26 protein-coding genes, 1 tRNA gene and 2 pseudogenes are annotated in these 23,132 nt (G+C 73.1%); 19 read left to right on the forward strand and 10 right to left on the reverse strand.

Annotation, left to right across the window (positions count from 1 at the left end):
• Positions 1-28 precede the first annotated feature (28 nt).
• Positions 29-664 (reverse strand): hypothetical protein, encoded by a 636-nt coding sequence (locus V5O46_RS19340; RefSeq protein WP_332885881.1) that lies wholly within the window; start codon positions 662-664, stop codon positions 29-31.
• A gap of 259 nt (positions 665-923) precedes the next feature.
• On the opposite strand from V5O46_RS19340, the pseudogene V5O46_RS19345 reads away from it, so the two are divergent.
• Positions 924-1,189 (forward strand): annotated as a pseudogene (locus V5O46_RS19345) (hypothetical protein); the annotation flags it as partial.
• A 152-nt stretch (positions 1,190-1,341) separates the two neighbouring features.
• Positions 1,342-1,766 (forward strand): annotated as a pseudogene (locus V5O46_RS19355) (hypothetical protein).
• A 169-nt stretch (positions 1,767-1,935) separates the two neighbouring features.
• Here V5O46_RS19355 and V5O46_RS19360 read toward each other — a convergent pair.
• The 3 genes from V5O46_RS19360 to V5O46_RS19370 form a co-directional block, all read right to left on the reverse strand.
• Positions 1,936-4,107 (reverse strand): MMPL family transporter, encoded by a 2,172-nt coding sequence (locus V5O46_RS19360; RefSeq protein WP_332885883.1) that lies wholly within the window; start codon positions 4,105-4,107, stop codon positions 1,936-1,938.
• Positions 4,108-4,338: 231 nt separating this feature from the next.
• Positions 4,339-5,007, reverse strand: coding sequence for a response regulator transcription factor (locus V5O46_RS19365; RefSeq protein ID WP_332885983.1), 669 nt, complete (start codon positions 5,005-5,007; stop codon positions 4,339-4,341).
• A 146-nt stretch (positions 5,008-5,153) separates the two neighbouring features.
• A complete protein-coding gene (locus V5O46_RS19370; RefSeq protein WP_332885884.1) occupies positions 5,154-6,356 on the reverse strand; it encodes a sensor histidine kinase in 1,203 nt (400 codons plus the stop codon).
• 175 nt (positions 6,357-6,531) lie between these two features.
• On the opposite strand from V5O46_RS19370, the gene V5O46_RS19375 reads away from it, so the two are divergent.
• Complete coding sequence (locus tag V5O46_RS19375; RefSeq protein WP_332885885.1) at positions 6,532-6,960, forward strand: hypothetical protein; 429 nt, start codon at positions 6,532-6,534, stop codon at positions 6,958-6,960.
• Positions 6,961-7,102: 142 nt separating this feature from the next.
• Here the strand turns inward: V5O46_RS19375 and V5O46_RS19380 are convergent, their stop codons facing one another.
• The 4 genes from V5O46_RS19380 to V5O46_RS19395 are packed head-to-tail and all read right to left on the reverse strand — an operon-like array spanning position 7,103 to position 11,337.
• Positions 7,103-7,963, reverse strand: coding sequence for an SDR family NAD(P)-dependent oxidoreductase (locus V5O46_RS19380; RefSeq protein ID WP_332885886.1), 861 nt, complete (start codon positions 7,961-7,963; stop codon positions 7,103-7,105).
• Positions 7,960-8,406: a cupin domain-containing protein gene (locus V5O46_RS19385; RefSeq protein WP_408649024.1), complete on the reverse strand. Its 447-nt coding sequence runs from the start codon at positions 8,404-8,406 to the stop codon at positions 7,960-7,962. The genes V5O46_RS19380 and V5O46_RS19385 overlap by 4 nt, the downstream gene beginning before the upstream one ends.
• A gap of 38 nt (positions 8,407-8,444) precedes the next feature.
• On the reverse strand, positions 8,445-9,137 hold the full coding sequence (locus V5O46_RS19390; RefSeq protein WP_332885888.1) for a GNAT family N-acetyltransferase: 693 nt from the start codon (positions 9,135-9,137) through the stop codon (positions 8,445-8,447).
• Positions 9,130-11,337: a penicillin acylase family protein gene (locus V5O46_RS19395; RefSeq protein WP_332885889.1), complete on the reverse strand. Its 2,208-nt coding sequence runs from the start codon at positions 11,335-11,337 to the stop codon at positions 9,130-9,132. Before V5O46_RS19395 ends, V5O46_RS19390 begins: the two co-directional genes overlap by 8 nt.
• 81 nt (positions 11,338-11,418) lie before the next feature.
• Between V5O46_RS19395 and V5O46_RS19400 the strand changes: the two genes are divergently transcribed.
• From V5O46_RS19400 to V5O46_RS19430, 7 genes are all read left to right on the forward strand, one after another.
• Positions 11,419-12,153, forward strand: coding sequence for a siderophore-interacting protein (locus V5O46_RS19400; RefSeq protein ID WP_332885890.1), 735 nt, complete (start codon positions 11,419-11,421; stop codon positions 12,151-12,153).
• Between the two features lie 24 nt (positions 12,154-12,177).
• Complete coding sequence (locus V5O46_RS19405) at positions 12,178-12,798, forward strand: HhH-GPD-type base excision DNA repair protein (RefSeq protein ID WP_332885891.1); 621 nt, start codon at positions 12,178-12,180, stop codon at positions 12,796-12,798.
• Positions 12,799-13,144: 346 nt separating this feature from the next.
• Positions 13,145-13,813 (forward strand): HdeD family acid-resistance protein, encoded by a 669-nt coding sequence (locus tag V5O46_RS19410; RefSeq protein ID WP_332885892.1) that lies wholly within the window; start codon positions 13,145-13,147, stop codon positions 13,811-13,813.
• 93 nt (positions 13,814-13,906) lie between these two features.
• Complete coding sequence (locus V5O46_RS19415) at positions 13,907-14,278, forward strand: hypothetical protein (RefSeq protein WP_332885893.1); 372 nt, start codon at positions 13,907-13,909, stop codon at positions 14,276-14,278.
• A gap of 58 nt (positions 14,279-14,336) precedes the next feature.
• The gene (locus V5O46_RS19420; RefSeq protein ID WP_332885894.1) at positions 14,337-14,546 is read left to right on the forward strand and encodes a hypothetical protein; all 210 of its coding nucleotides are present in this window, start codon (positions 14,337-14,339) and stop codon (positions 14,544-14,546) included.
• Between the two features lie 205 nt (positions 14,547-14,751).
• Positions 14,752-15,048 carry a type II toxin-antitoxin system VapB family antitoxin gene (locus V5O46_RS19425; RefSeq protein WP_004943146.1) on the forward strand — a complete coding sequence of 99 codons (297 nt, stop codon included), beginning with the start codon at positions 14,752-14,754 and terminating at the stop codon, positions 15,046-15,048.
• Between the two features lie 370 nt (positions 15,049-15,418).
• The gene (locus V5O46_RS19430; RefSeq protein ID WP_332885984.1) at positions 15,419-16,054 is read left to right on the forward strand and encodes a LytR C-terminal domain-containing protein; all 636 of its coding nucleotides are present in this window, start codon (positions 15,419-15,421) and stop codon (positions 16,052-16,054) included.
• A 236-nt stretch (positions 16,055-16,290) separates the two neighbouring features.
• Here V5O46_RS19430 and upp read toward each other — a convergent pair whose 3' ends face one another.
• Positions 16,291-16,926, reverse strand: coding sequence for a uracil phosphoribosyltransferase (gene upp, locus V5O46_RS19435; RefSeq protein WP_332885895.1), 636 nt, complete (start codon positions 16,924-16,926; stop codon positions 16,291-16,293).
• A gap of 211 nt (positions 16,927-17,137) precedes the next feature.
• On the opposite strand from upp, the gene V5O46_RS19440 reads away from it, so the two are divergent.
• The 8 genes from V5O46_RS19440 to V5O46_RS19475 all read left to right on the forward strand — a co-directional run bounded on the left by V5O46_RS19440 (position 17,138) and on the right by V5O46_RS19475 (position 21,959).
• Complete coding sequence (locus V5O46_RS19440) at positions 17,138-17,344, forward strand: hypothetical protein (RefSeq protein WP_332885896.1); 207 nt, start codon at positions 17,138-17,140, stop codon at positions 17,342-17,344.
• A gap of 348 nt (positions 17,345-17,692) precedes the next feature.
• A complete protein-coding gene (locus V5O46_RS19445; protein ID WP_332885897.1) occupies positions 17,693-18,232 on the forward strand; it encodes a tRNA adenosine deaminase-associated protein in 540 nt (179 codons plus the stop codon).
• Between the two features lie 68 nt (positions 18,233-18,300).
• Entirely contained in the window at positions 18,301-18,735 is a 435-nt protein-coding gene (gene tadA, locus V5O46_RS19450) for a tRNA adenosine(34) deaminase TadA (RefSeq protein WP_332885985.1), read from the forward strand.
• Between the two features lie 63 nt (positions 18,736-18,798).
• Positions 18,799-18,886 (forward strand) — tRNA-Ser (locus tag V5O46_RS19455).
• A 102-nt stretch (positions 18,887-18,988) separates the two neighbouring features.
• Complete coding sequence (locus V5O46_RS19460; RefSeq protein ID WP_332885898.1) at positions 18,989-19,165, forward strand: hypothetical protein; 177 nt, start codon at positions 18,989-18,991, stop codon at positions 19,163-19,165.
• Complete coding sequence (locus tag V5O46_RS19465; RefSeq protein WP_332885899.1) at positions 19,165-19,458, forward strand: Dabb family protein; 294 nt, start codon at positions 19,165-19,167, stop codon at positions 19,456-19,458. The genes V5O46_RS19460 and V5O46_RS19465 overlap by 1 nt, the downstream gene beginning before the upstream one ends.
• 404 nt (positions 19,459-19,862) lie before the next feature.
• A complete protein-coding gene (locus V5O46_RS19470) occupies positions 19,863-20,735 on the forward strand; it encodes an RNA polymerase sigma factor SigF (RefSeq protein WP_332885900.1) in 873 nt (290 codons plus the stop codon).
• 321 nt (positions 20,736-21,056) lie between these two features.
• The gene (locus V5O46_RS19475; RefSeq protein ID WP_332885901.1) at positions 21,057-21,959 is read left to right on the forward strand and encodes an RNA polymerase sigma factor SigF; all 903 of its coding nucleotides are present in this window, start codon (positions 21,057-21,059) and stop codon (positions 21,957-21,959) included.
• A gap of 255 nt (positions 21,960-22,214) precedes the next feature.
• On the opposite strand, the gene V5O46_RS19480 is transcribed toward V5O46_RS19475, so the two are convergent.
• Complete coding sequence (locus V5O46_RS19480; protein WP_332885902.1) at positions 22,215-22,412, reverse strand: hypothetical protein; 198 nt, start codon at positions 22,410-22,412, stop codon at positions 22,215-22,217.
• A gap of 250 nt (positions 22,413-22,662) precedes the next feature.
• On the opposite strand from V5O46_RS19480, the gene V5O46_RS19485 reads away from it, so the two are divergent.
• Complete coding sequence (locus V5O46_RS19485; protein WP_332885903.1) at positions 22,663-23,130, forward strand: MarR family winged helix-turn-helix transcriptional regulator; 468 nt, start codon at positions 22,663-22,665, stop codon at positions 23,128-23,130.
• The last annotated feature ends 2 nt before the right edge of the window (positions 23,131-23,132 follow it).

The raw sequence follows: 23,132 nt of genomic DNA on the forward strand, positions 1-23,132 counted from the left end.
TCCTGATCTGGGCCACCATGCGCGCGTGTCAGAGCTCCGATCGCTCGTCCGTCATCCGCAGCTTGCTGCGGGCGTTGGCCGCCCACTCCTTGATGCCCCTCGCCAACTCTTCTCGCGAAATCTCCGACGCATCCTGCGGGGGACCGACGTTGTGATGGGTGTAGATCGCCTCAACCAGTTCACCAACGTCTTCCACCGCTCGCCCCGCGAGCCTCCTCAGTGCTTCCGCCTGCTCGGCCTCGGCCTCGTCAACAGCCAGGTGGAGCGCCGACTCACGGAAGTACAAGTCCGTGAAGCGATCCAGGAGTTGCTGTCGAGGCTCGGCCAGATTGGGAGGCTCTCCGGGAACACCTCCCAGATGATCAATGGCAACCATGCACAGCGAGGTCAGATGCAAGATGCCCATGTGTACGGCCTGGATCTGGCCGAGGTATGTCGCGTAGGCCTCCCGACGCACCTGCCAGAGAGCGGCCTGGTGCTGCCCCGAGATCTGTTCCCGCACACCCGCCAGTGCCGCTTCGACCTGAGCGGCTGCCGTCTCCTGGGCTGCCTTCATCTGAGCGGCTGCCGCCTTGCGCGCTGCGTACCAACCCATTCCAGCGGTGATCACCACACCACCGACACCGATGCCTGCTGCCCAAATGGCTGCTGCGCCCTGATCCATGCTGCGTGATTATGCCTGCGCGATCACTTGCCAGGCGGGACAGTTGTACGTCTCATCTCACGTCTGCGAGCGAGCGTCACGCGCTCTCTTGCTTCCGAACGGCGCTCAGGCACGTCTCTCGGCTCCCAGCAGAGCTAGCGCGACAGAAGACACGCACTCAGCAACCGATCTCGTTAGACGCACGCACAGCGTTTCGGCAGGTCAGCGCGTGCCGGCGAGCACTGCACGAGACCATCGAGAAGCCCGGCACTCCTCGCGAGTGACCGGGCTTCTCTGCTCGGGGCTGGTGAGGAGTGCGGTGCGGGCTCCGCACAAGCCGTTGCTGTTCCGGTATGCGCTCAGCCGGTTCCAGCAGGACGCCGACGGCGAGCTGCGGTACAGCGCGATGGGGCAGGACCTGCGGCGGCTCTCGCCGAGTATGGGCCCGGCAACCGGACGACGCCCGCTTATCCCTTCCCTCACCTGGTGAGTGACGGGGTGTGGGAGGTGCGCACCGGGCGCGGGACGGGCAGCCCCGGGACCGGGACCGGCTGCGGGAACTGTCCGACTGGCTGCAGGAGGAACACGGCCCGCTCACCGAAGGAGGGCGCATCGCAGCGTTTCGAGGAACTGGAGGAGCTCGACGCCGAGCACGAGCGCCGTCGCGCCGCCGGAACGCACGGCGCGGGAGAGGCCGCGTGAAGAAGCGGGCCGGTGAGCCGGGCGGCGCCCGCTGCGCGTCTTCGTACTCGGCTGCGAAGCCCTGTCCCTGGCCGTGCGCGGCGAACGGAAGATGATCGCATGGCTCGACCTCGCGGCCGGAGGTGAAGCCGAGGTGGTGACATCTCCGATGCCGCTGATCGAGGCGTACGACGGCAGAACCACCGAGCAACGCTGGGACTGGGTGCTCTCGCGGCTCAGAGTCGCCGGCATCGGAAAGGACGAGGCCCGTCAGGCCCGCCGTTTGCTGGCAGATGCCAAGCTGCATGGTCACAAGTACGCGGTCGACGCGGTGCTCGCCGTCATCGCGCGCCGGCAGAAGGGGCAGGTCACCGTCTTCACCTCGGACGTGGACGACCTGGAGAAGCTGGTTCCGGGGTCGATCGTCGTCAAGAAGGTGTGACCGGCACTCTGTTCCGGTCTCGGTCCTGGTCTCATTCACCCCCGTCCGGAGCCGTCCGACCCGCCCGGCACCGCCCGCCACCTGCCCCGTGGCTCCGTGGCCGCGGCGCACCCGGCAGGGTCTGCTGACGCAGGCGGCTGCCGGGTCCGGGCGTCCGTGCCGCGGGCGGTCACTTCGGCGACGGCGGCTCCAGGGTCAGGCGCGGCAGGCGGCGGGCCAGCGGAGCCGGGAGCCACCAGGCGTGGCGGCCCAGGAGGTGCATGACGGCGGGGACGACGAGGCAGCGGATCACCACGGCGTCCAGCAGGATCGCGGTCGCCAGGCCCAGGCCGAACTGCTGGAGCATCCGGCTCGGGCTCAGGACGAACGCGGCGAAGACGACGATCATGATGGCCGCGGCGGCCGTGATGACCCGGCCGGTGGCGGCCAGACCCTCGCGGACCGCGAGGGCGGGGTCACGGGTGCGTTCCCACTCCTCGTGGATGCGGGCGACCAGGAACACCTCGTAGTCCATGGAGAGCCCGAAGACGATCGCGAAGATCATCACCGGGATGAACGCCTCCACCGGGCCCGGCTGCACACCGAACCAGCCGTGCTGGAAGACCAGGGTGATGACGCCGAGCGCGGCCGAGATGGACAGGAGGTTCAGGACGGCGGCCTTCAGCGGGATCCAGACGGAGCGGAAGACCATCAGGAGCAGCAGCGCCGACAGGCCCACCACGATCGCCACGAAGAGCGGGATCCGGTCCGCGACCGAGTCGGCGAAGTCCTGGGCCGCTGCCGTGGGGCCGCCGATCAGATACGTGGCGCCGGTGCGGTCGGACAGGCCGGGCAGGACGTCGTCGCGCAGGGTGTGCACCAGGTCGGCCGTCGGCTCGTCCTGGGGTGCGGTGGTCGGGAAGGCGATGACCGTCGCGATCTCACCGTCGGCGGAGGGCAGCGGCGGGGTCGCCGCCGCGATGCCGGCGGTGTCCGTGAGTGTGCCGCGCAGCGCCGTCGCCGAAATGTCGCCGCCGTCGGTCACCACGACCAGGGGCCCGTTGAAGCCGGGGCCGAAGCCCTCGGCGAGCAGGTCGTAGGCCTGGCGGCTGGTGGACGTCGCCGGGTCGTTGCCCGCGTCGGCGAAGCCCAGGCGCATGTCCAGGGCGGGGGCGGACAGAGCCAGCAGGGCGACGGTCGCCGCCAGCAGCGCGGGCAGCGGTCGGCGCTGCACCGCGGTGGCCAGCCGGCGCCAACGACGGCCTTCGGCCACCCCTTTGGCCTCCGCCTTCGCCGCGTGCTTGCGGACGTGCCGCTGGATACGCGCGCCGCACAGCGACAGCAGTGCGGGCAGCAGCGTCAGTGAGGCGGCCATGGTGACCAGCACGGTCAGCGCGACGGCCAGCGCCACGCCCTGCAGCGCGCCGAGTCCCAGGGCGACCAGGCCGAGCAGCGCGATGATGACCGTGCAGCCGGCGAAGAAGACGGTGCGGCCGGCGGCGTCCAGTGCGGTGCGGGTGGCCGTGCCCGGATCGGCGCCGCGCAGCAGTTCGTGCCGGTAGCGGTAGAAGATCAGCAGGGCGTAGTCGACGCCGACGCCCAGGCCGACCAGCATCATGATCGGCGGGGTGAAGTCGGCGACGGTGAAGACGTGCGAGGCCAGCGTGATCAGGCCGACCGCGCCGCCGACCGCGAACAGCGCCGTGACCAGCGGCAGGGCGGCGGCCACCAGGGAGCCGAAGAGCAGGACGAGGATGACGAGCGCCGCGAGCAGGCCGGCGCCCTCGGCCGAGCCGCCGCCCCCCTCCTCGGCGCCGCGCACCGCCTCGCCGCCGAGTTCCACGGCCAGCCTGTCGCCCTCCGCGCCCCGTGCGGTGTCGATCAGCCGGGTGACGTCCTCCTTCGGGATCTCCTCCGCCCTGCCGTCCAGGACGACGGTCGCATAGCCGATGGTGCCGTCCTCGGAGACGGCGGCGGAGTCGGCGTAGGGGCTGCGGACCTCGGCGACCCCGGGCAGTTCGCGCACCTGGTCGAGGGTGCCCTCGACGGTGGCGCGGTCGCCGGTCAGCCCGGCGTCGTCGTGGAAGACGATCTGCACGCTGTCCCCGGCGTGTGCCGAGCCGTGCCGCTGCAGCAGATCGGTGGCGGCCTGGGAGTCGGTGCCGGGGAGGCTGAAGTCGTTGCGGTACGCGCTGCCCGCGCTCTGCGCGCCGACGGTGATGACGGCGACCACGACGACCCAGAGGAACAGGGCTGCCCAGCGGTGGCGCTGGGACCAGGAGGCGAGGCGGCCGAACACACCGGGCGCGGCGGGCGGCGCCGCCGTCGCCGGTGGGGTGCTGGTGATGCGGTGGGTGTCCATGACGGCAGCGTCCGGCGCCGGTGTGCCGGCGGGCGTCGGCCCGGGGTGGGCATCCGGGGTACGCCTGTGGTTGCGGAGCGGTGACGCTCGTAGGCCCGGGGTTGCGGGTCCGTCCGACGGCGGGCGCGGCACCCGTCCGCCGATGGCCGCGCGAGCCGTTCCGACGGCGGCACGAAGCCGGTCCGACGGCGGCACGAAGCCGGTCCGACGGCGGCACGGAGCCCCTCGGGCCTACTCGCGCAGCCAGCCCGGTCTGACCATCCCGGACTCGTAGGCCAGGACAACCAGTTGGGCGCGGTCGCGGGCGTCCAGCTTGGTCATGATGCGGCTGACATGGGTCTTGGCGGTGGCGGGGCTCAGTACGAGGCTCGCGGCGATCTCGTCGTTGGTCAGGCCGGCCGCGACCAGCCGCATGACCTCGCGCTCCCGGTCGGTGAGGGCGTTCAGCCGCGGGCCGGGCTCGGGTGGGCGGACCCGGCCGGCGAACTCGGCGATCAGGCGGCGGGTGATGGACGGGCTGATCAGGGCGTCGCCGCGGGCCGCGACGCGGACGGCGTGCACCAGTTCCTCGGGCTCGGTGTCCTTGACCAGGAAGCCGGTGGCACCGGCGCGCAGCGCGCCGTACACGTAGTCGTCGAGGTCGAAGGTGGTCAGGATGACCACACGGACGTCGGCCAGGCGCGCGTCGGCGGCGATGTCGCGGGCCGCCTGGAGGCCGTCGACGCCGGGCATGCGGATGTCCAGCAGGACGACGTCGGGGTGGAGCGTCCGGCAGGCGGTGAGCGCTTCGGCGCCGTCGCCGGCCTCACCGACGACGGCGATGTCGTCCTCGTCCTCCAGGATCGAGCGGAAACCGGCACGCACCAGGCGCTGGTCGTCCGCCAGCACCACTTTGATCATGTCCATCGTCACCGTTCACCGTCGTCCGTGGGATTCCTCGTCGTCACCGTTCACCGTCGTCAGCGACATTCCTCGTCGGCGCCGTCACCATCGTCCTCGTCCTCGTACTCGTCCTCGTACTCGTCCTCGTCCTCGTGGCGTCGCCGTCATCGTCCGGCGCTGCGCGGGTCGTCGGGCCACCGGTCGCCGGCCCCGGACGGGCACGGGAGTGTCGCGCGGACCGTGAAGCCGCCGTCGGGGGCGGGGCCCGCGGTCAGTTCGCCGCCCAGTGCCCGGGCGCGCTCCCGCATGCCGCTGATGCCCGTGCCAGGGGTGCCGCCGGTGACCGGGACGGCGGCCGGTCCGCGGCCGTTGTCGGTGATCTCCACGGTGATCCGGCCCGGCTCCCGCCCGGTGCGGATGGTGACGGCGGTGGCGTGGGCGTGCCGGGCGACGTTGGTGAGCGCCTCCTGGACGATGCGGTACGCCGCCAGGTCCACCTCGGCGGGCAGCGGCCGGCGGGCCGCCGCGCCGTCACCGCGTACCCGGACCTCCAGGCCGGCCAGGCGGGCCGGTTCCACCAGCTCCCGGAGCCGGTCCAGCCCGCCGGTTGCGGGCGCGGTGGGCGCCGCCTCGCCCTCCTGCCGCAGCACGCCCAGCGTCGTCCGCAGCTCGCGGAGCGCCTCCCTGCTGGCGTCCTTGACCGCGTCGAGGGCGGCCTCGGCGCGCTGCGGTCCGCTCTCCGGGTCCTTGTGCAGCCTGCGCAGCGCAGCCGCGGACTGGACGTTGATGAGGGAGAGATGGTGGCCGACGACGTCGTGCAGCTCGCGGGCGATGCGCAGCCGCTCCTCGCTCACCGCGCGCTGTTCCGTCTCCCGGGCCAGCGCCAGGCGGTTGTGCCGCACCCAGCCGAGCGCGACCACGCCCACCAGCCAGCCGGTCATCATGAACAGCGCGACGCCGTTGACGTCCTGGTTGCCCAGGAGCGTGCCGGTGCCGGTGAGCAGCAGGCCGAGTGCGGCCAGGACGATCGCGGCCCGCAGCCGGCCCCGGGCCGCGACCAGGTAGAGGGCCACGACGAAGGCGACCATGAGGGGGCCGTCGTAGGCGCTGATCAGGTAGTACGCGATGGTGGCGGCCAGTACGAAGGTGGCGACCGGCACCGGGTGGCGACGGCAGCCGTACAGGGCGGCGCAGGCGGCCACCAGCAGCCCCCAGGCGAGGGCGGTGGTCTCCCAGGGTTCCTCCCGGTCACCGAGGAGCGAGCGCAGGCTGCCGACGGCGACCAGGACGAGCACGCCCCCGGCGAGGGCGGCGTCCGCCGCACGGCCGCGCGGCAGCCGCGGGCGGGGAACCGCGACGGAAACCATGCGGCCAGCGTAGGCAGCCCGGCCCCGCCGTGCCGTCCTCCGTGCGGCGGACCGTGCCACCGCGGCGCCGCAACCCCGGAGGTAGCCGGGCACCGGGAGCCGCAACCCGCGCAGTACGCCAGATGTCGGCCGCCGGCCGACGCCGCGGGGCGGACCGGCCGCCGACGCTGGCCCCATGAGCACAGATCCCGGAACCGGCCTTCCCCTCTCCGCCCGGCTGCGGCTGCTGAGCCGGCCGATGGTGGTCCTGCTGACCGCCGTCGCGATGCTGCGGCCGCTGTTCTCGGTCACCGGACTGACCGACGCGCTGGGCAGGCCCTTCGCGCCCCTGCTCCTCACGGTGGTGATCACGCTGACCTGGATCCTCGCCGTCGGCCTGAGCCGGGTGCGCGAGCCGGTGCTGACCGTGGTCGCCGCCGGGGTGGGGTACGCGCTGACCTCGCTGGTCCTCAGCGCGGCCCTGTCCCCGGTCCTGACCGGCGAGCTCCAGGGGCCGCTGGCCCGGCCCGCGGCCCTGATCCCGCACTTCCTGGTCAACGGGGTGTGGGGCGCGGTGTGCGGGGTGTGCGCGCTGGGCGTACAGCGGTTGCGCGGGGTCGACTGAGCGCGCGGGCGCGGGGGCCGGACGGGCGCGGGCACCGATGCGGGACAGGGGAGCCGGACCGATGGAGCACAGGGGAGCCGGACCGATGGAGCACAGGGGAGCCGGACCGATGGAGCACAGGGGATCGGCATCCGCCCGTCCCTCACCACGACGGGCGTGCCGTCACCCCGCCGTCCACCACCAGGTCGTGGCCCGTCACCCAGGATGCCAGCCGCGAGGCGAGGAACACGCAGGCGTCGCCGACGTCCTCCGGGCGGCCCAGGCGACCGGTGGGCGCCGCCGCCCGCCACCGCCGTACGCCGTCCGGCCAGGCCTCGGCCAGGCCCTCCCGGTGGATCAGCCCCGGGGAGACGGTGTTGACCCGGACGCCCCACGGGCCGTACTCCAGGGCCGCCGCGCGGGCGTGCATGACGACCGCGGCCTTCGAGGAGCTGTAGTGCGCGTGGGCCGGTGCGGGTGCGCCCGCCTCGATGGAGGCGATGTGGGTGATCGAGCCGCCGCCGGAGCGGCGAATCACCTCGGCCGCCGCCTGGGTGCACGAGAACGCGCTCGTGAGGTTGGTGTCCACCACGGCCCGCCACTCGGCCGCCGTCATCCCGGCCAGTTCGCGCACCGGTTGTACGCCGGCGTTGTTGACCAGCGCGGTCAACCGGCCGACGCCCTCGCCGCCGCCCGGGTCCGGGCTCCCGTCGCCGTCCCGGCCCGGCCTTCCGTCGCCGTCCCGGCCACCGCCCCGTACGGCCCTCGCGCCGTCGCCGCCCCACTCCGCGGCGTCCGCCACCAGCCGCCGGCAGGCGTCCTCGTCGGTGAGGTCGGCTCGCAACACCAGGGCCCGGCCGCCACGGGCCCGGACCTGCTCGGCGACATCCCGGGCCGCGTCCACCGCCGTACGGCAGTGCACCACGACGTTCGCGCCCTCCTCGGCGAACCGCAGCGCGATGCCCCGGCCGATGCCGCCGGCGGCGCCCGTGACCAGGACGACCTGGCCCTGCAGCAGACTCATGGGCGGCACAGTTCCACGATCCGGTCCGCGTGCTCCGGATAGCGCGCGGTGAGGGCGGCCGGGTCGCCGTGCTCGTAGTCCGCCTCGATGAAGCCGGGCGCCATCGTGCAGCCGAACAGCGTCCACGCGCCCCCCGGCGCGACCCGGGCGCCCATCCAGGTGCCGGCCGGCACGGTGAGCTGGACATGCTGCCCGCCCAGGAGGTCCGGACCCAGCACGGCCGTGCGCGCGGTGCCGTCGGGGGCGAGGAGCAGCAGGTGGAGCGGGTCGCCGAGGTAGAGGTGCCAGATCTCGTCGGTGGGCAGCCGGTGCAGCGCCGAGCAGTCGCCCGGGCGGGCGGTCAGCAGGGCCACGATCGCCGTGCCGGCCGGGCGTCCGTCGGGGCGGTCCGGTCCGGCCCAGGTCTGCCGGTACAGGCCGCCCTCGCGGGGGATCGGCTCCATGCCGTAGTGGGCGATGAGGTCCTTCGGGGTCGGCCGGCTCACCCGCCGAAGACTACCTCCCGGTGGAGGAAAGCGAGTTGGGCCTTCTTCTCCGGCAGATACACGTCGGGCAGATCGACCTCGGGGAGCACGACCACCGGCCCGGCGGTGAAGCCCTGCCGCAGGAAGCGCGCGACGGCCTTCTCGTTGGCCACGTCGGGGTCGACCACGAGCCGCTTCTTGTCCAGGCCCACCAGGACGTAGCCCAGCAGTACCAGCGCCAGCGCCGCCGTCCAGCCGGGGCGCCCGCCGCCCGCGCCGGCGGGGGCGAGCAGGACGTGGGCGCCGATGTCGCCGGGCTCGACGTCGTAGCACTCCCCGACGCGGTCGGCGGCCGGGTCGTACGTCTGGAGCAGGGCTGCCGGTTCGCCGTCCTTGAGGACGAGGAAGGCATGGTGGGTGTCGAGGGCGTCCATGTGTGCGTAGATCTCGGCCACCTGATCGCGGGTCAGGCCGTTCATGCCCCAGAACGCGGCCCGTTCCTCGCTCACCCAGCGGTGGATCACCTCGGCGTCGGCCGCGGCGTCCAGAGGCAGCACACGGACCGTGCCGAAGCCGTCGAGCGCCTGTTCGTGCACGGCGGTCCGGGCGGAGTACGTCTCGTTCGTCGGGGCGGTCGTCCGGTCGTGCGCCGAGTCGTGCGCTGGGGCGGCCGTGGGGGTGAGCGTGGGGGTGGGCATCGGGTCAGTCATCGGTTTCCTCGGTGAGCTGGTCGAAGTCGGTGACCACCGGGACGAGAGCGCCGGTGAGCCACAGGGGGAGCTGATCGCGGTGATGGGGCGAGCCGGGAACGCCCGAGGCACCGAGCGGCACGACCCAGCGGCTGGCCCCGCGGTCGGCCAGGTCCCAGACGTAGCGGGCGGCCGGGCCGCGCGCCGCGCGGTCGGTGAGACCGGGCACGGCGGAGGTGCACAGCACACAGTCGTGGTCGCCGGAGAGCCCGGGTTCCTCGGACGCCGGGTCGGCGGGCAGCGCCCGCCAGGGGGCGAGGCGGTGGCGCTCGCCCCAGGTCCCGGACGGCGGACCCGCGGCCACCTCCTCGGCCGCCGCGCGGATCAGGGCGGTGCGGTCGACGCCGTACAGGTCCGGGGCGCGCAGCAGGTGCTCGAGGGCGAAGGCGATCCGCGGCAGCAGCGCCAGCCAGGGCTGGAGCACCTCCGGGTAGGCGGGGGCCTCGGCGAGCGGGGCGAACACCGGCTCGGCCGCCAGCCGTCGTACGACCGCACTGCGCAGCGCCGCGTACTCGGCGGCCTCGGTGCTGGCGGCGTCCATCCGGCGGTCCCAGGCCAGCAGCCGGCCGCGGAGGGCGTCGGCGCCGGGGGTGAGGTCGTCCAGGGCGGCGAGGCGGTCCAGCAGGGGGCCGGCGGAGGCCAGGTGGGTGTCGGTGTGGATGGCCGGCATGTCGGCGGCCGACCAGCGGTCCTTGCCGGCCAGCAGTTCGGCGATGCGGTCGGCGCGGTGCGGCGGGGCGAACTCGACGCCGAGCGGGGCGGCCGGGCCGCGCTGGTTGGCCATGACCGCGATACCGTCCCCGGTGAGTCCGGCGCGCGGCGGCTCGTGCCAGCCCTGCCATGCGTGGCCGGGCTCCCAGGCCGGGACCAGCCGGGTTCGGTTGGCCTCGGCGCGCACCGGCACCCGGCCCGCGACCCGGTGCAGCAGTCCGCCCTCGGTGTCGGCGGCCTGCACCACGTTGACCGGCTCCGCCCAGGCGTCCAGGGCACGGTCCACGTCGGCGACCCGGCGCGCCCGCAGCAGCGGCAGCAGGGCGCTGAAGCCGAGGTCGCCGGTGACGCGGGGCGGGCAGCGCAGGCTGAGCGCGACCGGGGTGCCGTCGTCGAGGCCCTCGGGACCGCCGGCGATCACCGGGCCGCGGTCGGTCTCGATCACCTCGACCTCGATGTCCTCCTCCCCGGCGACCTGGACGCGTTCGGTGTGCCGGGCGGCGCGGTGCCAGCCGCCGTCGGGGCCGAGCGCCTCGATTCCGGCGCCGGTGCGCCGCAGCCGCTCGCGGTAGAGGTCCTGGTAGTCGGCCATGGCGTTGGTGATGGCCCAGGCGACCGGGCCGGCGTGGCCGAAGTGGGCGATGCCGGGGACTCCGGGCACGGCGAGGCCGACGACGTCGAACTCCGGGCAGGACAGGTGGATCTGCTGGTAGACGCCGGGATCCTCGACGAAGCGGTGCGGGTCTCCGGCGATGAGCGCGTGCCCGGTCACGGTGCGCTCGCCGCTCACCAGCCAGCCGTTGCTTCCGGCGGTGCCGGGTCCGTCGGTCGCGAACAGGGCGACGGCCTCCGGGCCGAGGTGCTCCACGACCTGCTCGCGCCAGAGCTTGGCCGGGAACCCGGCGAACAGGACATGGGTGGCGAGCCAGACGCCGAGCGGGGTCCAGGGCTCCCAGCGGCCGGGGGCGAGACCGGTGCGCGCGAACCCGGAGGAGCGGTTTCCGGCCACCGTCGTCGGCTCCGTCGGCCCGGTCACCCCCGTCGACCCGGTCGGCCCGGTCACCCCCGTCGACCCGGTCGGCCCGGTCACTCCCGTCGCCGCCGTCCGGCACTCCGGCGCCGCCGTCCGGCGCAGCCTCTCCAGTCCCTCGTTCACTCCGTCGACGTACGCTCGCACCCAGGTTGCCGTCTCCGGGTCCCGTTCCTCCAGGGCGGTGAAGCAGCGGCGGGCGGTGTCGGCGAGCCGGGCACGACGGGCGAAGCGGTCCCAGGGCAGGGCCGCGGTGCCCAGGAAGGATGCGGAGGTGCCCTGGGCGCGGTGCCGTTCGACCTCCAGCTGCCAGGCCCGGTCGCGTGCGGTGACCCGGCCCTGGGCACGGGCGAGTTCGTCCACGTTGTCCGCGCGCAGATGCGGGATTCCCCAGGCGTCGCGGTATCTCTCGGCGCTCACCCCTGTGCCTCTACTTTCCTTTAGGTTAGGCTCACCTAAGTCAATGTCGTGGCCGAATAGTACGTGAAGGGTGAAGAAAAGATGGGGCAGGGGCGGGGTTGGGAGGGCGCGGTCCTCAAGTTGATGCGCGCGAAGGACTTCGAGTTCACCGTGACCGGTGCCGAGGACGTCACCGAGCACTACCGGCGCGTGCATCTCACCGACGGCGGCATGCTCGCCGCGACCGGCGTCCACCCCACCATGTGGGTACGACTGTGGTTCCACAACGCGGGCAAGCCCCACCAGCGCGCCTACACCCTGGTCGACCCCGACCCGGAGGCGGGCACCTTCACCCTGGAGTTCGCGCTGCACGAGGGGTGCGCCAGTGACTGGGCCCGGACCGTCAAGCCCGGCGAGACCATCGAGGCGACCGTCCAGGGCACCGGCTTCCAGCACCCCGAGCCGGCGCCCTCGCATGTCTTCGCCATCGCCGACCCCGCCTCCCTGCCCGCTCTCAACTCCCTGCTGGGCACGCTGGACCAGGCCCCCGCGACGGTCTGGTTCGAGGGCGGCACCGGCGACGAACTGGACGGCCTGCCGTTCCGCACCGACCCCGACCGGCACGAGGTGCGCGCCGTGCCCCGCCGCGACGCCGGCGCCCATCTCGTCGCCCAGGTGAAAGAGGCCCTGCCCGAGCTGCTGCGGGACACCCCCGACCCGTACGTCTGGATCGCCTGCGACACGGCCACCACCCGCGCCCTGACCGCCTACGTCCGCAAGGAGCTGGACCTGCCCAAACAGCGGGTCAACGCGCTCGGCTACTGGCGCGCGACCTGAGCCGACCCGCGCGACCATCGGGTCATGGACGTCACACTGCACCTCGCCCAGGACCCCGAGGCCGACGAGCTCCTCGGCCGCAGTCCGCTCGCCGCGCTGGTCGGCATGCTGCTGGACCAGCAGATCCCGATGGAGTGGGCCTTCAAGGGCCCCTCCACCATCGCCCGGCGGATGGGCGCCGAGGACCTGGACGCCCACGAGATCGCCCGGTACGGCCCCGAGGAGTTCGCGGCGCTGCTCTCGGCCAAGCCCGCCGTGCACCGCTACCCGGGGTCGATGGCCGGGCGCATCCAGCAGCTCTGCCAGTACCTGGTCGAGACCTACGACGGTGACGCCGAGGCCGTGTGGCGGGGCGTCGGCAGCGGCAGGGAGCTGCTGAAGCGGCTCCAGGATCTGCCGGGCTTCGGCAGGCAGAAGGCCCAGATCTTCCTGGCCCTGCTGGGCAAGCGGCTCGGGGTCCGACCCGACGGCTGGCAGGAGGCGGCGGGCGACTACGGCGCACCGGGCGCCTTCCGCTCCGTCGCCGACATCACCGGGCCCGAGTCCCTGGCCAAGGTGCGGGCCCACAAGCAGGAGATCAAGGCGGCGGCAAAAGCAGCGAAGGCCGCGAAGGCGTCCCGCCCTCCGGGCGGCGGCGGAGCGTAGGCACCACCCGCCGGAACGACGGACCCCGCACACCCAACCCACCCGCCGGGACGCGGTGAAGCCGGCGCACCACCCCACCCGCCGGGACGCGGTGGCACCGGTGCACCGCCCACCCGCCGGAAGAGCGCGGAGCCCGCGCAGCCGCCCCGCACCGTCCGGAGACGACAGAGTCCGCGCACCGCTCCGGTCCGTCGCCCGGATGGCGATCGGTGTGCAGGTCTCGCACTCGCCGGGGCGCGCCGGCCGCACCCGTAGATGCCGGAGCAGCCGCGCGGCATACGCCCGTTGCCCCCCGCTTGGCCGCCCCCGGGTGGCGGGGCCCTCCGCCACCCGCCAAGCATGGGGCATGACCGAGCCGCCGAGCGGGTTCCCCCGGGGCACGGGGGACGACGACCGCAGGGTCCACGCCCGTCACACACCGCCGGCCGGGCCGCACGAGCCCGAGCCGCCCATCGAGGGGCCGCTGCACCTGCTGTCCCGGGCCGCCTGGCAGACCGTCCTGCTCACCGGCATCGCCTCGCTCGCGCTGGGCGTGCTGGTACTGGTCTGGCCGGGCGCCTCGTTGCGCGTCGCCGGGGTGCTCTTCGGCCTGTATCTGCTGATCAGCGGCGTTCTCCAGCTGGCCGCCGCGTTCGGCACGCACCGGACGACGTCGCTGCGCGTGCTGGCCTTCGTCAGCGGCGTGCTCTCCGTCCTCCTGGGCCTGTTCTGCTTCCGCGGCCCGCTCCAGTCGGTGCTGCTGCTCGCCCTGTTCATCGGCATCGGCTGGCTGTTCCGCGGCATCACCCAGACCATCGCCGCCGCCCAGGACCCGGCGATGCCCGCCCGCGGCTGGCAGATCTTCCTCGGTGTCGTCTCCGCTCTCGCCGGGATCGTGCTGATCGTCTCTCCGTTCGAGTCCGTCGCCGTACTCACCGTCCTGGCCGGCTGCTGGCTCGTCGCGGTCGGCGTGGTCGAGATCGCCACCGCCGTCCGGATCCGCACCCGCGCCCGGCAGGTCCCGCACACGCTGTGAACGGCACCCTTCTCCCATCCGGCGGTACGCCGAGCGGGCGGTTCTCCGCCCGGCGCGACGGTCCCCGGGTGCCACACGGGGAGACGACCTGACGTGAGCCGCGTACCACCGCCCGCCACCGCCCGCGCCGGACGCCGACGTGCCCGGTCGCGGGGGCTGGTACGGATACTGGTACTCGCGCTGGTGCTGCTGCTGCCCGGCACGTCCGCGCAGGCCCAGTCGGGGCCGACCGCGGTGGTGTCCGCCGAGGGCGGTGGCGGCCAGGTCCTGGAGTACGAGCCTTTCGACACCGCCCTGCGCGCCCCCGCCCGGACCGTCCGGCGCCGCGGCGCACCCCGGCACCCCGGACCCTCGTTCCCGGCCGACCGCGCACCCACGCGCACCGACCGGCGCCTGGCCGCCGTGCCGCCGCCGGGACCGCCGTACTTCCTGCGCGGCCTGCGTTCGGTGGTCCTGCGCTGCTGACCGGACCGGCTACCCGACCGGTCCCTCAGCCCGACGCACGGAAAAGGAAGTACCGCCCATGCTCAAGGACCCCTATGCCGTCATGCGCGCCCTGCTGCGCGCCGAGGCCACCCGCAGCGCACCCGCCGAGCCGGCCCGGCCCGAGCCGGACCCACAGCCCCGCCACCAGATCGACCCCCGCGACCGTGTCGAGCAGGTCGGGCAGGTCGGGCAGAGCGATCGGGGCCAACAGCTCCGTCAGGTCGTGGAAGAACGCAAGCGCGACTGATCCGCGGGCACGGCGGGGGCGGACCGGCTCCCTTCACCCCGTCTCCGCCGTGCGGTGCCGACGAGTACGGGACAGGACGGGACGGCCTCGGGGTCGTTCCTCTCGAGCCCCTGTTCCCGTTTGCCCGGCTTTACTGCGTCTTTTTCGGCGCCGTACTCCGTCGCCATGGCTGCGCCCGGGACGACTGGGCCGGTAGGCTTTCCGTGTGATCTTCAAGCGCATCGGAAACGGCCGGCCGTACCCCGACCACGGCCGGGAGAGCACCCGGCAGTGGGCGGACGTGGCGCCGCGCCCGGTCCGCCTCGATCAGCTCGTCACCACGAAGCAGCAGCTCGACCTGGAGACGCTCCTCGCAGAGGACTCCACCTTCTACGGCGACCTCTTCGCGCACGTCGTGAAGTGGCAGGGCGACCTGTATCTGGAGGACGGCCTGCACCGCGCGGTCCGCGCGGCTCTCCAGCAGCGCCAGGTACTGCACGCCCGCGTCCTCGAGCTCGACTGATCCCGGCTGCGCCGCAGTCCGTCAGCGACTGATCCCTTCGGTCACCGGCTGATCCCTTCGGTCACCGGCTGATCCCGTCGGTCGCCGTCGCCAGCTGATTCCTGCGGTCGCCGAGCGGCCCGGGCGGTCACCGAACGGCCCGGGCAGTCGCCGACCGATCCAGCCGTGAACCGACCGGTCCCCGCAGAGCCGACTACGGGGGACCGCCCGACGGCTCCCCCCTTCCCTCACCGGACGGCCCGCGCGAGCCCGCAACCGCCCCTTTCGGGTGGCGATTGGGCGAGTCGGCGCAACATCGAATGATCATCTAGTAGGCAGCGCCGCCCGCGCGCACTACGCTGCGCTCATGAGCATGCTGACTCCCCCCGGCATGGGCGGCCAGTACCGGATCACGGGGGACAAGTACCCGCGGATGCGCCCGCCCCGGAGGCGCGGCAGGCTCGGAGTGCTCGTCGTGGCCTGTGTGACCGCCTTCGGCCTGCTCGGCTGGGGCACGCTCCAGCTCATCGACGTCTTCACCGGCGGTGACGAGGCCTCCGCGGCCGGCGCCAAGGACGGCTGCCCGGTCGCTCCGGCCAGGGCGTCGGCGTCCCCGGCCGCCGCCTCCCCCGCCCTCACCGCGCTGCCCGAGCCCGGCCAGGTCACCGTGAACGTGCTCAACGCCACGACCCGCAGCGGTCTGGCCCAGCAGACCGCCGACGAGCTGAAGAAGCGCGGTTTCCGCATCGGCGACGTGGCCAACGCGCCCCAGGAGTTCGACAAGAAGGTCGCGGGCGCCGGGATCCTGCTCGGCCCGGCCACCGGCCTGAAGACCACACTGCCCGTGCTGGGCACCCAGCTCCCGGCCGCCGAACAGCGCACCGACGCCGCCCGCAAGGGATCGGCGGTGGACCTGATCCTCGGCAACGGCTTCAAGGGACTGGCGGCCAAGGTGGACGCCGACGCGGCGCTGGCCAAGGCGGCGGCCCCGAAGCCGACGGCCACCGCCGCCGGAAAGGGCTGCTGACCGGCGAGGCGCGTCCGGCTGCCCGGCCCCGGCAGGACCTCCATGGCCGGCCTGCCGGCCCGGCCACCGTGAAGCCGGACGGGCCTCGCCCACCGACTCGGCTAGGCCGTACGGCCCGCGTTCTCCGCCGGGCCGTACGGCCCGCATACTCGGCCCGCATACTCGGCCCGCCTGTTCGGCCCGTCCACTCCACCGGGCCGTACGGCCCGCGTACTCGGCCCGCCTGTTCGGCCCGTCTACTCGGCCGCCCCGTACATCCGGTCCCCCGCGTCGCCGAGGCCCGGCACGATGTAGCCGTGCTCGTTGAGCCGCTGGTCGACCGAGGCCGTCACGACCGTCACCGGTGTCCCGGCCAGCTCGCGCTCCATGACCTCCACGCCCTCGGGCGCGGCCAGCAGCACCACGGCGGTCACGTCGTCGGCACCGCGCTTGATCAGCTCCTGGATGGCCGCGACCAGCGTGCCGCCGGTGGCCAGCATCGGGTCCAGGACGTACACCTGACGCCCGGAGAGGTCCTCCGGCATCCGGGTCGCGTACGTGGAGGCCTGCAGCGTCTCCTCGTTGCGGATCATGCCGAGGAAGCCGACCTCGGCGGTCGGCAGCAGCCGGACCATGCCGTCGAGCATGCCGAGCCCGGCGCGCAGGATCGGCACCACCAGCGGGCGCGGATGGGAGAGCTTGACGCCGGTGGTCTGCTCGACCGGCGTCCGGATGTCGACCTGCTCGGTGCGCACGTCGCGCGTGGCCTCGTAGGCGAGCAGGGTGACCAGCTCGTCGGCGAGACGGCGGAAGGTCGCGGAGTCGGTGCGCTGGTCGCGCAACGTGGTGAGCTTGTGGGCGACCAGGGGGTGGTCGACGACGTGGAGACGCATGTCCCCCACAGTAACCGGGCCGGGATGCCCCGGCGTCCCCGCGCCGGGGCAAGCCCGGGTCGCGGCCTTCACCCGCTCGCTGGCGTCGAACCACCCGTCCGGGGGAAGGTGGGAGGGACGGACGCTGTGCGGGCTGGGTGGTGAGACTGTGCCGGACCGGGAATTCCACGACACGCCGTCCCCGCGGCCCCCGCGCGAGGGGCCGGGGCAGGTGCCTCGGACGGGTCCGCCCACCAGGCGACCGGCGCAGCAGCCGACGGAGCCGGGGAGCGACCCGGACGGCGAGCGCCGCCGGCGCCGGGCGCAGTTCCTGCGCGAACTGGCGGAGGCCCGGGCGCTGCGGGACCGGGTGCAGCCGCGGCGCGCCAAGGCGGCCCGCCTGCGGCACGCGATGCGGATGCGAACGTTCCGCTGGTAGCGCCCCGTTGGGCAAGTCGATGCGGCCCTGTCGGGGAAGATCGCGCGGCACGCCGGTGTTCCCGGTACGGACGTGCACGGGCTCCGGGTGAATCCGCGTACGATCCGATCGTGGCGGCAACGAGTGCGCTGGTGAGTCCCGTGGGGACGCGTTCACCGGCGGGCGCCGGGGCATCCCCACGGGCCCGTGGTCGAAACAGCCGGACACAGGGAGCCGAAGACGTCCCCTGACGGCTTCGTTTCTGCCACGATTCCGAGTGGGTGGGGCTCGGAGCCCGCTCTCCCCGCCCGCACACCTCCGCCGGGGGGACCGCCAACCGGCACGCCTAGGACCAGTGGGAGAGTCACGGTGTACTTCGCCGCACTGCTCGCGCGCACCGAAGACGGGTGGGAAGCGAGCGACACAGAGCTCGACGATGTGGAGACCCTGGCCGACCTGGCCGACCTTGCCCGGGAGGCCTCCCCCGACGAGGACACGGTGCTCGTCCTGATCGAGCAGGAGGAGGGGTGGTTCGGCGTCGTCCGGGTGGACGGCGAGGACGACCCCCGCATCTATGTCTCCGACGCCGCTGCGGCGGCCCGCAGCAGCTACGGCGAGATCCTGCTCACCGACGAGCTGCTGGGCCGCGAGCCCGGCGACGACGGCACCGACCTGGACGCCCTCGACCTCGACGGCACCGAGGACGGCGAGCCGGAGGACGGCGCCGACGGCGACGGTCCGGACGCCGGGTCCGCCGAGTCGGCGGTGCCGCACGCCCCGGTGGGCGACGCGGGGATCCTGGAGGACCTGGGCGTCGGCGAGAAGGAGCTGCGCTCGATGACCGAGGACGCCCTCGGCCGGATCGCCGACGCCCTGGGCGCCTCCGAGGTACTGGAGACCGTCCGCTGACCGCACCGACCGAACCCGGCCGGGACCCCGGTTCCCCGGATCCGGTGCGCGACCCCTGGCGGCCCGCGATGCGGCTCGCCCTCGACGAGGCGCGGCAGGCCCTCGCGGGCGGCGACGTGCCCGTGGGCGCCGTCGTGCTGTCCGCGGACGGTACGACGGTGCTGGCGGCCGGGCACAACGAGCGCGAGGCCACCGGCGATCCGACCGCGCACGCGGAGGTGCTGGCCGTCCGCCGGGCCGCCCAGCGGCTCGGGGCGTGGCGGCTGGCCGGCTGCACGCTCGTCGTCACCCTGGAGCCGTGCACGATGTGCGCGGGCGCACTGGTGCAGTCCCGGGTGGACCGGGTGGTCTACGGCGCCCGCGACGACAAGGCGGGCGCGGCCGGCTCCCTGTGGGACGTCGTACGGGACCGGCGGCTGAACCACCGTCCCGAGGTGATCGAGGGGGTACTCGCCGCCGACTGCGCCCGGCTGCTCACCGACTTCTTCCGCGGCGACCGGTGACCGGGCGGGGGCCCGCGCATATCGATTTCGGACCACTGGACACCTTGCTGTAAGGTCTCCCTCGGTAGCGTGTCCGAGCGGCCGAAGGAGCTCGCCTCGAAAGCGAGTGTGGCGTAACCCGTCACCGTGGGTTCAAATCCCACCGCTACCGCTTGGGAAGGGCCTCGTCGGGAGACGGGGCCCTTCGTGCGATCATGAGCGGTACTCGGGCTCGGCAGCGACATCAGCGACGTCAGCGACAGGGGAGGCCGCGGTGGCGGTGAACGCGAAGAAGATCGCCGTCTACGTACTGGTGGTCTTCGCGCTGTATCTGATCATCACGGATCCGGCCAAGGCGGCCGACTACGTACAGATAGGGTTCGAGGGCATATCCGACGCCGCCAAGGCCATCGGCGACTTCATGACGTGGATCGCCAACGGAGGTAAGTGATGATCCGGCACCTGGTCCTGTTCAGGCTCGACGAGGGCGTCGAGCGCGACGACCCGCGTGTGGTGAAGGGCGTCGAGGCCTTCCGGGCGCTCGGCGGGCAGATCCCTCAGCTCCGCTTCTGGGAGTGCGGCTGGAACATCAGCGACCGGCCCATCGCGTACGACTTCGCCATCAACTCCGCCGTGGACGACGCGGACGCGCTGAAGAGCTACCTGGAGCACCCGGCGCACCAGGCGGGCGTCGCCCTGTGGCGGGAGTTCGCCACCTGGGTGGTCGCCGACTACGAGTTCTGAGCCCGCCTCCGGCAGCCCCCACCGGCAGCCCCCCACCGGCGCACCGCCGCGCACCGTCCCGCGCCCGGGCACCGCGCCATCCCCCTCCACACTGCATCCCCTGTCCGGGCCACCGCGCCCGCCCCTTCCGCAGCTCACCCCCTGTCCGTACCGGCGCGCCCGCCCCCTCCGCACCGCACTCCTGTCCGGACCACTGCTCCCGCCTCTCCGCGTCTCATTCCCCCGATCCCCGCTCGGCCGTATCCGACTCCCGGCCCCTCGCCGATCCGAAGAGGGGCTAATTGTGCTTTATGCCCGTTTATAGCGCATCTTGCACACAACACGGCGTTATGCGGTGCTTGCACACAGTGGACATGTCTTGTGATGCTATGACCGCTTTTGACGGATGAGTTGACGGATACGAGGTGGAGTTGACCGTGCCGGCCAGTACTGCGCCTCGAACGCCGCTCCAGGAGGCACCGCCCCAGGAAGCACCGCCCCGGGAAGCCGCACCCCAGCGCAGTGGCCGCAGCCGGCGCGGAGCCGACACCCGGGCCCTGACGCAGGTGCTCTTCGCCGAACTCAAGGAGCTCCAGCCCGGCACCCCGGAGCACGACCGGGTGCGCGGGGCGCTCATCGAGGCCAACCTCCCGCTGGTGCGCTACGCCGCCGCCCGCTTCCGCTCCCGCAACGAGCCGATGGAGGACGTCGTCCAGGTCGGCACCATCGGGCTGATCAACGCCATCGACCGCTTCGACCCGGACCGGGGCGTGCAGTTCCCGACCTTCGCGATGCCGACGGTGGTCGGCGAGATCAAACGATACTTCCGGGACAACGTCCGCACCGTCCACGTGCCGCGTCGGCTGCACGAGCTGTGGGTGCAGGTCAACAGCGCGACCGAGGATCTGACCACCGCCTTCGGACGCACCCCGACGACCGCCGAGATCGCCGAGCGGCTGCGCATCACCGAGGACGAGGTGCTGTCCTGCATCGAGGCCGGGCGTTCGTACCACGCCACCTCGCTGGAGGCCGCACAGGAGGGCGACGGGCTGCCCGGACTGCTCGACCGGCTCGGCTACGAGGACCCGGCGCTGGACGGGGTCGAGCACCGCGACCTGGTCCGCCACCTGCTGGTCCAGCTCCCGGAGCGGGAGCAGCGGATCCTGCTGCTGCGCTACTACAGCAACCTGACCCAGTCGCAGATCAGCGCGGAGCTCGGGGTCTCCCAGATGCACGTCTCACGGCTGCTCGCGCGCAGCTTCCAGCGGTTGCGGTCCGCGAACCGGATCGATGCATGACCTCGGCGCATTCCGTCGGTGCACGGCGCCGGTGCACAACACCCCGCGCTCGACCGCAAACTTGAGCGAGTGATCACCGGCGGGAGCGAATCGCCGACCAGGGGCGTTGCCGACACCACGGCCCCGAGGGATCGTCAGACCCCCTGTTTCCAGGGGCGATTCATGTATCGGATGTCGACATGTCACTACAGCGTGTTGCCGACATGTGACATTCTGCCGGAAGCGCGTTTGCCGGGGCCCCGGCTCCGGTATTCAGGTGAAGGCTGCGTTCTCGAGGTGGGGACGCGCGCCGCGACCGTCCCGCGACCCAAAGGGGGTGGCATGTCCGCAGACCAGGGCAGCTCGAAGGTGCTCGCACTCGCGGAGAGCGAGACCGCGCCCGACGCGCTCGACGCGCTCGGCCCCATCGATGACGTCCCGTCCCTCGAATCCGGGCCGGCTCCCGCCGCCCCGGCCACGGCAGCCATCGACACCCGCACCCTGTCCCGCTCCCTTTTCCTGCGGCTCGCCGCACTCGACGAGGACAGCCCGGAGCGTGCCTACGTCCGGGACACCCTGATCGAGCTCAACCTCCCGCTGGTGCGCTACGCCGCGGCCCGGTTCCGCTCGCGCAACGAGCCGATGGAGGACATCGTCCAGGTCGGCACCATCGGGCTGATCAAGGCGATCGACCGCTTCGACTGCGAACGGGGCGTGGAGTTCCCGACGTTCGCGATGCCGACGGTGGTCGGCGAGATCAAGCGGTTCTTCCGGGACACCTCGTGGTCGGTGCGGGTGCCGCGCCGGCTGCAGGAGCTGCGCCTGGCGCTGACGAAGGCCAGTGACGAGCTGTCGCAGAAGCTGGACCGCTCGCCGACGGTCGGTGAACTGGCCGCCGTGCTGGGGGTGTCGGAGGAGGACGTCGTCGACGGCCTGGCGGTCGGCAACGCCTACACGGCCTCCTCGCTGGACTCCCCGGCCCCGGAGGACGACGGCGGCGAGGGCTCGCTCGCGGACCGGCTGGGCTACGAGGACACGGCGCTGGAGGGCGTGGAGTACCGCGAGTCCCTCAAGCCGCTGCTGGCCAAGCTCCCGCCCCGGGAGCGGCGGATCATCATGCTGCGCTTCTTCGCCAACATGACGCAGTCACAGATCGGCGAGGAGGTCGGGATCTCCCAGATGCACGTCTCGCGCCTGCTGACGCGCACCCTGGCCCAGCTCCGCGAGGGCCTGATCTCCGACTGACGGACGCGCGGCCCGCGGTCAGGCACCCTTACCCCTACGACCCGACAGCCAGACCGCCTCACGGTCCGACCGGCCTCACGGTCCGACCGGCCTCACGGTCTGACGGCCCGACCGGCCTCGCGACCCGACGGCCCGACCGGCCTCACTGCCGGGGTGACACCGACCCGGTCACACGCCCGCCGCGGCTCCCTCCACGGGATCCGCGGCGGCGTCATGGGGAGGGCATGCCGCCGGTGTCGCCCGACGGCGCTCCGGCTATGCCAGCGCCAGCCAGGCCACTGCCGCGACGATCGCCACTGCGGCGACGACGCCGATGATCAGGCCGATCCGGGGTCCGGCCGGGGCAGGGGCCGACCGGCCGGACCGGGGGGCGCCCTCGTCGACGAACGCGCGGAACATCTGGGTGCTGCCAGCGGGGTCGTGATTGCCCTGGGGGCCCTGGTTGTTAGCCATGGCCCGAGACCCTAGCGAATCCGCGGGGAGGGCCCAAGCGGGGGTCCGGTGCGGGTCCGGTGAGGGGCCGGGCACCTCTGATGACACCTCCGTACGCCACTGCGATGCGGCACCCTCCCGTGCCACCTGGGCGTTTACTGGGGCAATACTTGCCTTTGCCAACTTTTTAGCGCACACCCCGCTCATTTATTTGCCTGTAGCAACTAAATGCTTCTATGGTTGCCCTAAGCAACAACCACAGGAGGTGCGCATGGCGGGACCGGCGCGGTACGAGGAACTGGCCCGCCAGCTCAGCGCCTTCGGCGCGGTGAAGCGGGAGCTGGGCCGGATCCTGCCGGCCGACTGTCCGAGCGGCTCCGCAGCCGTGCTGACGTTGCTGGACCGGCACGGGGACATGCGCATGAGCAAGCTCGCCGAGTTGCTCGCCGTGGACGTGTCGGTGACCAGCCGGCACGTCGCGCACCTCGCGGAACAGACCTTGATCGAACGTTCCCCCGACCCCGCCGACAAGCGTTCACGCATCCTGCGGCTGACCCCCGCGGGACGGGCCCGGCTCGACGAGCTCTCCGAGCGCACCACGCAGCTGCTCGCGCACCGCCTCGGCGACTGGACCGACGACGAGCTCGGCCAGCTCACCCGGCTGATGGCCAGGCTCCGGGCGAGCTTCGACGACTGCCGCGCCGAGCAGTCCACCCGTACACCCGCGATCACCACGTAGCA

The sequence above is a fragment of the Streptomyces poriticola genome, assembly GCF_036689765.1.
Lineage (GTDB): Bacteria > Actinomycetota > Actinomycetes > Streptomycetales > Streptomycetaceae > Streptomyces > Streptomyces poriticola.